Annotated in this window: 3 protein-coding genes; 2 read left to right on the forward strand and 1 reads right to left on the reverse strand. The window is 58.0% G+C overall.

The features are described from left to right. The first annotated feature begins 452 nt into the window (after window positions 1–452). Entirely contained in the window at window positions 453–1,430 is a 978-nt protein-coding gene (locus F2P46_RS35485; RefSeq protein WP_166899185.1) for a DUF2157 domain-containing protein, read from the forward strand. After that, entirely contained in the window at window positions 1,427–3,028 is a 1,602-nt protein-coding gene (locus tag F2P46_RS35490; protein WP_166899186.1) for a GDYXXLXY domain-containing protein, read from the forward strand. Before F2P46_RS35485 ends, F2P46_RS35490 begins: the two co-directional genes overlap by 4 nt. 237 nt (window positions 3,029–3,265) lie before the next feature. Here the strand turns inward: F2P46_RS35490 and F2P46_RS37220 are convergent. Beyond that, the coding region (locus F2P46_RS37220; protein ID WP_208296918.1) for a hypothetical protein at window positions 3,266–3,539 on the reverse strand (274 nt) is incomplete at its 5' end.

The following is a 3,539-nucleotide window of genomic DNA, read 5'->3' on the forward strand; positions in this document are numbered from 1 at the left end:
CAATCTCTGTTTAATGTCCTTGCGGACAGATCGCTCACTCAAAATACTGACAAGCTCATCTTTCGATGCGCCGTGTTTCTTTTTTGTGAACATTTGATAATTTAAGTATTCAACATCGCTTACGCTTCGTTGGCACCTTCATCAAACGCCCACACTTATCGACTGTTAATTGTTAAAGAACGTATTCGGTATTTCTATCTTGCTGCATGGTACGAAGCGTTGTGTTCGTTGCAGCAGAGAGGTGAGATTATGCAGCATTTTGCGTTTTTCGCCAACCTCTTTTTTACTTCCGCGTCTCCTTGGAGACGGCCCTGACAGGTTGCTAACTACTTGATTTCGTTAACCCTTTCTGCGGGGAGGCGAACTATAGCAAAGCTTCTTATTTGTTGGCAAGTATTTTCTATACAAAAGCCGAGTAGACTCTGCCACAACTCCAACATTGAAGGAATATTATGGATATTGGCCTGTCGCTTTTACAGATTTCCGCAGCCCATGCACTGAACGACGAGCAGCATCGACAGCTCCGCCAACTGTCCGGCCTCGACGACGAGCCAGCCAACCTGGCCCGGCATTTTCGCGTCAGCCTGGCCCTCATTGCGGCGTCGTTGATCGGCCTCGGAATTATTTTCTGGATTGCCGCGAACTGGGATTCACTTGCGCGCGCGACCCGCTTCGTCCTGTTGCAGGGCGTGGTGGTGGTCACGTGCATCGGCGCATATGCCCGACCAGCTGCACGGATTCCGCTGGCCCTGCTCGCGCTGCTCGCTATCGGTGCCGTGTTCGCTTACTTCGGCCAGACCTACCAGACAGGCGCCGATCCCTGGCAACTGTTTGCCCTATGGGCGCTGCTGGGCCTGCCTTTATGCCTTTCTGTGCGACACGACGCGCTGTGGACGCCGTGGGCCTTGATTGCCATGACCGGAATTTCGCTCTGGCTACATGCGAACACGGGACATAGCTGGCGTTTGGACCGGCGCGAAATGCACTTTCAGGTAACAGCTTGCATTGGCGGGTTGACGATCGCTGCGCTGCTCAGCCCTCTGTTTGCGCAGTGGACTGGCGCCGGACGCTTGTCCATGCGCGTGGCCATCACGCTCGCGGTAATCAGCGTCGCGCTGCTTGGGATTGCCGGCCTGATGAATACGGAAATATCAGGACAATTTTGGCTGGCCCTGTTCATGTTGACGATCGCCGCTGCGGCGTTCATATCGCCTCGCCTATTCGATGTATTTTCCTTGAGCGGCATCGGGCTGGCATTGAATATCCTCCTGATTGGATTACTGGCGCAGATGGTCAACCTCGATAGCGCGCGCTGGTCCATTCCAATGCTGCTGTTCCTTGGCCTCGCAGCCGCCGGCTTGCTGGCCGCGACCGTGAGCGCCATCCTCAAACTGTCGGAGCGTGCCGCGCTCAGTGGCGGTGCGAAATGAACCGCCCACTCGACCAGATTATCGCCGATGCGATTGCCGCCGGCATTTTGCCGCCCTCCGCCGCAGTTATCCGGCACGAGGCACATCGTCCTTGGCCAGTCGTGTTGTTGACCGCGCTCGGAGCCTGGTTGGCGGCCCTTCCATTAATGGGCATCATTTTTCTGATTTGTGACGACTTTGTCAGCCGGAGCAGAAGCGCTTTGTATCCTATCTCGCTCGCGCTATGCGGCGGCGCGATTTACGTTCTGCGCCGCGCCTCTTTGCCCCTGTTCGTCGAACAGCTGTCAATACCGGCATTACTGACCGGCGCAGCGACCATGAGCGTGGCGTTCTACTTCGACCTGTCGGCGCACAACGCCTCGCTCAGCGTCGCCTTGCTGTCAATGGTCCTGGCCGTCCTGATTCCACGCAGCTGGTTGCGTGTCCTACTGGGCGCGCTAACCTGCGCCTTCATTATCGGGGCGATGATCGCGCTCTACACCAACGACATTCGCGACCGCGATCACTTCTGGATTGTGGTGCATGGTGCGATGGTGATCTGGCTCGTTACCCACTTCGTGCAGCGACACTATCTGCGCAGTGCATTCATCGACCGGGTGGCCACCGGGTGGGTACTTACTATCATCGCAGGCCTTGCACTCTGGACAGGAATGACATTCATGGTGGGCGCCGCGATCGATGGCGCACCGGTCGGCACGACGGCGCCGCTATCGCAACGGTTGGCGTTTTTCGCACAGTGTACATCGGCGGTAATGACCTTGGCCGGGGCGGCCTGGCTGGCCAGGCGTTGGCCGGCGTTACGCAAACCCTGGTATGGACTCACGATTGCAGTGCTTACGGGGCTGGCGATACTGATGCCGTCACTCGGCGCAATTTTGCTGATTTTCGCCTTGTGCGCAAGCGCCGGTCGCTGGCGCATTGCGGCGACAGCGGCAGCGGCGGCCGCATGGGTTACCGGCGCGCTGTATTATCAGCTGGCGTATCCGCTGGCGACCAAGGCGCTATTCCTGGTCGGCGCCGGTGCGCTGTTTGCCCTGATTGCCTGGCTTGCCATTCGCGATCGCGAACCTGTAATCGCCAGCAGCGGCGCAGTCCTTGCGCCGCCGGATTCGGCAGCGCGCCGGATCGGCATTGCAGTGACGGCGCTCGGGGTACTTGCCGTCGCCAATATCGGCATCTGGCAAAAGGAATCGCTGATTTCTCACGGTCGTCCTATCCTGGTTGAACTGGCGCCTGTCGATCCCCGCTCGATCATGCAGGGCGATTACATGCGCTTGAATTTCATATTACCGCCAGAGATAGTAGAGACCGGTGCGATGGAAACGGGCGGCGAGCGATTGATGGTCGCCGGCAAGGTCAACGAGAGGGGAGTTGCGGAGCTGACACGCCTATACAATGGCAGGCCGCTTGCGCCAGGCGAGATCATCATCGAACTAACCCCGCGCCACGGCGGCTATACGGTGGTGACCGATGCGTGGTACTTCCAGGAAGGGGAGGCGAAACGGTGGGAAGCGGCGAGGTACGGCGAATTCCGCGTCGATGCGAATGGAAAAGCACTACTCGTCGGCATGCGCGGCGCGGATCTCGAGCCGCTCTGATGCGAGAGCGGGGCTGCACGGCTCACCAATCTGATTCAAGCTATGTCCGGGGGCGACGAATCTGTCGACGGTGCCAGGCCCTGAAAGATGCGCGCGCGTCCGCGTGCACCTTGACGGGCCCTGGCGCGTGCTGCTGTTAAGGCGCTTTCCTGGCCGCAGGCCGCAGCAGCTTGAATCCGGACGCCACGTTGGATATCAAGGCTTGCACTCTGGCTCGCCACGTCGTCATTTCTGTTGTCACATAGGCGAGCAAATACGGCTCTGGATGGCCGGTGGTGTATTGGGCAAGCCTGGATCTTGCGGTATTTCGCTTACGAAGCGGCTCTTTTCAGTCAAGTGAGCATCAAGGCAGATTGATATGAAAAAACGCGGACGAAAAAAAACCCCGGTTTGCACCAGCGCGATCTTGAACGCGCTTGGGCTTACCGGGGTCTTTCTCTTATAACTAGCCTGACGATGACCTACTTTCACACTGGTTGCAGCACTATCATCGGCGTAAAATCGTTTCACG

This window comes from Massilia sp. CCM 8734 (assembly GCF_011682155.1).
Taxonomy (GTDB): Bacteria; Pseudomonadota; Gammaproteobacteria; order Burkholderiales; family Burkholderiaceae_D; genus Telluria_A; species Telluria_A rubra.